Origin of the sequence: Roseobacter sp. SK209-2-6 (genome assembly GCF_000169455.1) — a bacterium.
Taxonomy (GTDB): Bacteria; Pseudomonadota; Alphaproteobacteria; order Rhodobacterales; family Rhodobacteraceae; genus Pseudophaeobacter.
This window is the reverse complement of record NZ_AAYC01000028.1, coordinates 1-6,035: the sequence shown is the minus strand read 5'-3', so window position 1 is coordinate 6,035 and position 6,035 is coordinate 1. Positions and strand designations below refer to the sequence as shown.

Genomic DNA, 6,035 nt, shown 5'->3' with positions numbered 1-6,035 from the left:
CGGGCCCAAGCCCGCAGAGGTTTGTCCAGCTCGGCTGGCAAAGCCTCGGGGTGCGGGAGCCCCTGCCTTGCTTGTTTCCCTGCGCCTTCAGCGGCAATCGGTTTGCTTTGAGATTTCCGGGAAACTAAGGTGGGTCAACGGAAATGGCGGAAGACAAACGGGCGGTTTACGCGTGGCTGGGCAGACAGAACAGGTTTTGAACGCGATCCTGATGGATATCGAAGCCGGACGGCTGACGCCGGGTGCCGGACTAGACGAGGCTGATCTGGTCTCCCGGCATGGGGTCTCCCGAACCCCGGTGCGCGAGGCTTTTATCCAGCTGGAAGCAATCGGCCTGATCAAACGCCTGCCCCGCAAAGGGGCGGTTTTGTTTAAGCCGACGCTGGAAGAGTTTCTAGCCATCCTAGAAGTGCATGCCCGGCTGGAAGGCCAGGCCGCGGGGCTGGCGGCGCGGCGTATGACGCAGGACCAAGCCCGGGCGCTGGCGCAGATCGTCTGTGCCTGCGAAACCCATGCGGCAGAGAAGGGCGATGGCGACCCGGCGGGCTACTATCAGCTCAACCTGCAATTCCATGGCGCTGTGGCGCAGGGGGCGGGCAATGCCTTTCTTCTGGAGATGATCAAGACCAATGCCCGCAAGCTGATGGCCTACTACCGGGCCCGTTACCGCTTTCCAGGCTCTATTGCCCAATCCGCCAAAGAGCACCGGGAAATAGCCGAACTGATCTTTGCGCATGACCGCGAAGCTGCGGAGGCCGCCATGGTGCGCCATGTGCAGTTCGATCAGGTGACGGTGATGGACCTGTTGGCAGCGCTGGGTTGATTGGTCCAAGCAGAAAGGCAGTCCCCGCCGCTGCCTCCGGCGGGGAATTTTGCGGGAAAGATGAAATCAGGCGCCACCTTGCGAGGCGTTCAGTTCTGTAGCTTGCTCAAAGAACCGGGCGATGCACTCGGCGAACTCTGCTTGGTCCGCTTGCTTGGTCAAACTTTCCAGCGCTTTGTCATGGGCCTTTTGCCCCAAGGTGTCGCACATTTCCCCAGTCAGAGCTGAAATGAACTCATGGCTCATTTCGGGATGATGCTGGCTGGTCCACAGATGCCCGTCTATCCGGAACCCTGCGTTCAGCCCGCTGCTGAGGGCCATTTCCACCGCTCTTTCCGGGAGCTTTGAGACATGCTCGCAATGCGACCCGTAAAGAGCAAAACTGCCTGGCAGGTCTCCGGTCCAATCTGATTTGCCAGCCAGAGTGTTTCCGACAAGGCCATGGACCCAGCCTTGCGGGTTTGCGGAGACCTTGCCGCCAAGAGCGAGCGCACAGGCCTGATGACCGAAACAGGCGCCAAAGAGCGGCTGCTTGCGGCGCTCCATCCCGCGGATCAGTTCCAAAAGCTGTTCAATCCAGGGAAGCCCTGCGCGGGTAGACGTCGGGCTGCCGGTGATCATCGCCCCGTCAAACCTCTCAAGGTCGTCCGGAAATTCACCCATGTGAACCTGAAAGGCTGAAAGCTGCCAGTTGGGGCGGACCAGACGGATCAGATCCGTGAACTTTTCGGCATCTTTCGGGTGCCTCTCTGCAAAGCTGCTTTGGTCCGTATTGGTCACAAGAATTGCTAAGCGCATGTTTTGGCTCATTAGTTTTCTGTTTACATATTTATAAGCTCCAATAATATACACAAAGCAAGTATTCGGGAAGCCTCTTATGACGATCTGGACACCACAGGACGACGGCCATGCTGACCTGAGCAGCCATGACACTTTTGCCAATGGCGCGCCGCATAACACCTTTGCCCGGCTGCGGCGGGATGATCCGCTGCACTGGACGGAATACGAGGGCGGGAAGAACTTCTGGTCAGTGACCCGGTACGAAGACATCACACAGATGAACAAGCAGGCGGATCTGTTTTCCTCGGCCCGCGGCATCCGCATGGAGGATCAGAGCTATGAGGAATATCTGGCGCGTCGCACCTTTCAGGAGACCGATCCGCCGGAGCATTCCAAGGTGCGGATGAAGCTGCTGAAAGCTTTCTCAAAGACGACTATGGCGCAATATGAGGAAGACATCCGGACCCTGTGCGCGGAGATCCTGGATCAGGCCCTGGCCAAAGGCACTTTCGACGCCACCAAGGAAATCGCCCGGCAATTGCCGATGCGGATGCTGGGTCGCGTCGTTGGCTTGCCGGATGCGGACCTGCCCTGGCTGGTTGAAAAGGGCGATGCGCTCATTGCCAATACCGATCCGGATTTCACCAGCCATGTGCTTGACAAGATGCAGACCGATGAATACCGGATGATGCCCTTCAATTCCCCTGCCGGGGCGGAGCTCTATGTCTATGCAAAGGAGCTGATGGCGGAAAAAGAGCGCAAAGGGGATACCTCCGGCGTGCTGAACTTGATCCTGGAACCGGCCAAGGACGGCTCAACTATCACCGAGACGGAGTTTCGCAATTTCTTTTGCCTCCTGGTGGCGGCCGGCAATGACACCACGCGCTACTCGATTGCGGCGGGGATACAGGCGCTGTGCCACCAGCCCGAGCTATTGGATCAGATGCAGACGGGCGGTGCGGTCTGGGAGACCGCGGCGGATGAGATCATCCGCTGGGCCACTCCGGCGCTTTATTTCCGCCGCACCGCGACGCGGGATGTGGAGATGCATGGCAAGACCATCCGCGAGGGCGACAAACTGCTCTACTGGTTCATCTCAGCCAACCGGGATGAGAGCCAGTTTGAGGACCCATTCCGCGTTGACCTGATGCGCAGCCCGAACCGGCATTTGTCCTTTGGGCAATTCGGTCCGCATGTTTGCCTGGGCATGTGGCTGGCAAGGCTGGAAGTTACGGTGCTGTTTCAGGAGCTGGCAAAACGGATCAAAAGCATCGAGCCCGCAGGCCCGCAAAAGTTTCTGCGTTCGAACTTTGTTGGAGGCATCAAGGAGCTGCCAGTCAAGGTTGAGGCCATCTGATGTTCTCTGACGCGTTGGCGCGCGGCTAGGTGAAAAGAGATAAATATGTTAAGCAAAAGGCGCAAAGCCGAGCTGTCACAGCATATCCCAAAGGGGGGATTTGAGCCATGAAAACAAGATTGCGTGCAATGTTCTGCGATCACCTCAGCGTTATGCGGGGGAAATACCTGCCAAATTCCAAGATTGGCGATGATAGTACGCGGTTTTGCCGCTCGGTCTTTGGCACTCACTATGATCGGGACCTTCTGGATGCGCCGGGCTCCATGGTCAAACAGGGCCTGCCGGATATGGAGCTGAAATGGCTGCATGATGACATCCGCGAGAGCTGGCACGCCTCGACTCAGGTGGTGCTTGGCGATCTATATGATGATGCGGGTGAGCCCTTGCCGCTTTGTCCGCGCGGCACCTTGAAACGGGCCGTCAGCGCCTGGCAGGCAAAGGGGCTATCGCCCAAGGTCGGGATCGAGCTGGAAGCCTATGCCATGCAGGCGGATGAGCGTGGCCGACTGATGCCCTATGATGCGCCGGGTGGTGTGGTTTATGGCACGGGTCCTTTCGCGGACCCCTTGCGGTTCAATGACCGGATCTGGGCTATGGCGGATCAGATGGGTTTCTCACTGGATATGATCACGGCGGAGTTCGACAGCCCTCAGTTCGAATATACGCTGACCTTTGACGATGCTGTGAAAGCCGTAGATGATATCGTTCTGTTCCGCCTGATGGCGCGGGAAATCGCGCTGGAATACGGCATTGTCCTCACCTTCATGCCGAAACCAGTGCCCGAAGCGGGCGGCTCCGGCATGCATATCAATTTTTCCTTTGTGGATGAGGCGGGCGGTAATGCGCTGTCTTCCGGGGCGCGCGGCGGGCCGGAAAACATGAACGATCTGGCGCGAGGCTGCCTGGCTGGGCTGCTGCACCACCATAAAGGGCTAGCGGGCCTGATTGCCCCGACGGCCAACAGCTACATGCGGCTGCAGCCGGGGTCTCTCTCGGGTTATTGGCAGAACTGGGGCGGCGACCACCGCAATGTGACCACCAGGATCAGCTCTGAAGGCGGTGCAAAGGCGCGGCTGGAGCATCGGATGGCCGATGCCTCTTCCAATCCCTATACCTCGGTTGCTGCGGTTCTACAGGCGTCTCTGCTGGGGGTTGAGCGGGGGTATGCTCTGCCGCCGATCGAGACCGGCGACGGGTTTGACCGGACCGATGCGCGCGAAGGGACCGCGATCGATCTGAAAGGGGCGATGGCGGATCTGGAGAAGGATACGGTCCTGGCCGAGGTGGTCGGGGCGGAGCTGGTGGCCAATCACATCTACATGAAACGCAAGGAAGTGCGCAAAACCCGCGACCTGGAAGGTGACGGCATGCGCGACTTCTACGTGCATTTCATCTAATCCGAGACGAAGGAAAACCCAATGAAGGTAACCTGGAAACTGCCGGGCGGCGAAGCCGTGACGGCGCAAGCGGACTATGGCCAAAACTTGATGGAAGCGGCTCAGGCCAATGATGTGCCGGGCATTGTGGGCGAATGCGGCGGCAGCCTGGCCTGTGCCACCTGCCATGTGCATGTGGCTCCGGAATGGACAGAGATTTGCGGCGAGGCAGGAGAATTCGAAGACGCCATGCTGGACTTGGTCGAGAACAAGCAGGATTGTAGCCGGTTGAGCTGTCAAATCGAGCTTGCACCGCAGCTCGACGGGCTGGTGGTTTCTGTTCCAGCAGACTGAGCAGGTCCAGATTCAGCCAAACGCAAGAATGGCAATGCCCAGCACTGCCAGACAGGCGCCGGAAAGGGCCGGCAGGCTAGGTATGCTGCCGTCTTTGAAATAGAGGATGGGAAGCACCAGAACGGGAGACAGGGAGCCCAGAACGGCGGCCACGGCAGCGTCTAAATTGGCAAAGGCATAGAGCAGCAGCGTCGAGGAAATACCGTAGCCTATGACGCCGGGCAAAATGGTCTGTCCCAGCAATAAAGGTGTCAGGCTGGTCTTGCCCTGCAGCGGTGCTGCAGGCCAAAGAGCGACCAGAGAAATCAGAAATGCCGCGCCGGTCAGGCGGATGGCCGAGGCGGCCAGCGGCTCGGTCTCAGCCAGCATCGCTGGTTTCATCACCAGAAAACCAAAGCCCTGGCAGGCGGTGGCGGCAAATCCAAGAAACAAGGCCGTGACCAGAGAGCCGCTTGAGACATTGGAGGCGCCTGCCGAGGACTCTTCGCTGGGGTCAGGTTCAAACAGCACAGCAATGATGATCCCGAGTAAGACGGTCAAGGCGCCGATCAGATCCATGCTTGAGGGGGTCTCGCCAAAGCAGAAAAATGCCATGATCCCCACCAACGGTGCTTTCAGCGACAGGAGCAGCTCGGTGAACCTTGGGCCCGCACGGCGCAGACAGGCAATCATAGCGAGGTTCCCCAGGATGATTCCAATCACGATGCTGGCCGCAAAGCTTGGCCAATAGGTCCAATGCACACTGGGCCAATACCCCAGGGCGCTGCATAGTGCAGCTAGCAGGGCTGCACAGGCCAGAAGCTGGATGCGGGTAAACTCAAAGGCACCAAGCTTCCTGGCGGGGTGCTGCGCCAGGACAATACCGGTGGCCCATCCCAGCGAGGCGCCGAGTGAAGCCAGAACAGGGAGAAAAATCATGGTGGGAACCGTGGGTATTTGCTACGTTTTGGGTAGCAATAATTCGCTATCAAATAAGTAGCAAGAGGTGTTGATGACAAAAGTACCAAAACCAGGGCAGCCGGTGCGCGGATCCAGGAGCGGCAAGCCAATCATGGCCCTGTTTGATCTTTTGGGGCGCAGCTGGGCGCTGGGCATCATCTGGCAATTGGCTGAAGCGGGAGCACTGCGGGGCGGCCGGTGCGGTCTGACCTTCCGGGCGCTGCAGGAGCGCTGTGAAGGGGTGTCTCCGACGGTGCTCAACAGACGTTTGAAGGAGCTGAGCGCCAGCAAACTGGTGGAGCGCGGCGCGGCTGGATATCAGCTCAGTGCGAAAGGCAGTGAGTTGTTTCAGCTTCTGCAGCCCTTTGGGGAGTGGTCGACAGATTGGGCCGCGAAACTCGACCAA

At 58.9% G+C, this 6,035-nt stretch carries 7 protein-coding genes; 5 read left to right on the top strand and 2 right to left on the bottom strand.

Annotated elements, in window-relative coordinates; translation table 11 throughout:
* Window positions 1-172: 172 nt before the first annotated feature.
* Window positions 173-823: a GntR family transcriptional regulator gene (locus tag RSK20926_RS21935; RefSeq protein WP_037256376.1), complete on the top strand. Its 651-nt coding sequence runs from the start codon at window positions 173-175 to the stop codon at window positions 821-823.
* Between the two features lie 66 nt (window positions 824-889).
* Here the strand turns inward: RSK20926_RS21935 and RSK20926_RS21930 are convergent, their stop codons facing one another.
* Window positions 890-1,621, bottom strand: a complete 732-nt coding sequence (locus RSK20926_RS21930) for a type 1 glutamine amidotransferase (RefSeq protein WP_037256378.1) — start codon at window positions 1,619-1,621, stop codon at window positions 890-892.
* A 79-nt stretch (window positions 1,622-1,700) separates the two neighbouring features.
* On the opposite strand from RSK20926_RS21930, the gene RSK20926_RS21925 reads away from it, so the two are divergent.
* From RSK20926_RS21925 to RSK20926_RS21915, 3 genes are all read left to right on the top strand, one after another.
* Window positions 1,701-2,960: a cytochrome P450 gene (locus tag RSK20926_RS21925; RefSeq protein ID WP_008210169.1), complete on the top strand. Its 1,260-nt coding sequence runs from the start codon at window positions 1,701-1,703 to the stop codon at window positions 2,958-2,960.
* Between the two features lie 107 nt (window positions 2,961-3,067).
* Window positions 3,068-4,357 carry a glutamine synthetase family protein gene (locus tag RSK20926_RS21920; RefSeq protein ID WP_037256374.1) on the top strand — a complete coding sequence of 430 codons (1,290 nt, stop codon included), beginning with the start codon at window positions 3,068-3,070 and terminating at the stop codon, window positions 4,355-4,357.
* 21 nt (window positions 4,358-4,378) lie between these two features.
* Window positions 4,379-4,690: a 2Fe-2S iron-sulfur cluster-binding protein gene (locus RSK20926_RS21915; protein ID WP_008210164.1), complete on the top strand. Its 312-nt coding sequence runs from the start codon at window positions 4,379-4,381 to the stop codon at window positions 4,688-4,690.
* Window positions 4,691-4,702: 12 nt separating this feature from the next.
* Here the strand turns inward: RSK20926_RS21915 and RSK20926_RS21910 are convergent, their stop codons facing one another.
* Window positions 4,703-5,608 carry a DMT family transporter gene (locus RSK20926_RS21910; RefSeq protein WP_008210161.1) on the bottom strand — a complete coding sequence of 302 codons (906 nt, stop codon included), beginning with the start codon at window positions 5,606-5,608 and terminating at the stop codon, window positions 4,703-4,705.
* A 73-nt stretch (window positions 5,609-5,681) separates the two neighbouring features.
* Between RSK20926_RS21910 and RSK20926_RS21905 the strand changes: the two genes are divergently transcribed.
* The coding region (locus RSK20926_RS21905) for a winged helix-turn-helix transcriptional regulator (RefSeq protein WP_008210160.1) at window positions 5,682-6,035 on the top strand (354 nt) is incomplete at its 3' end.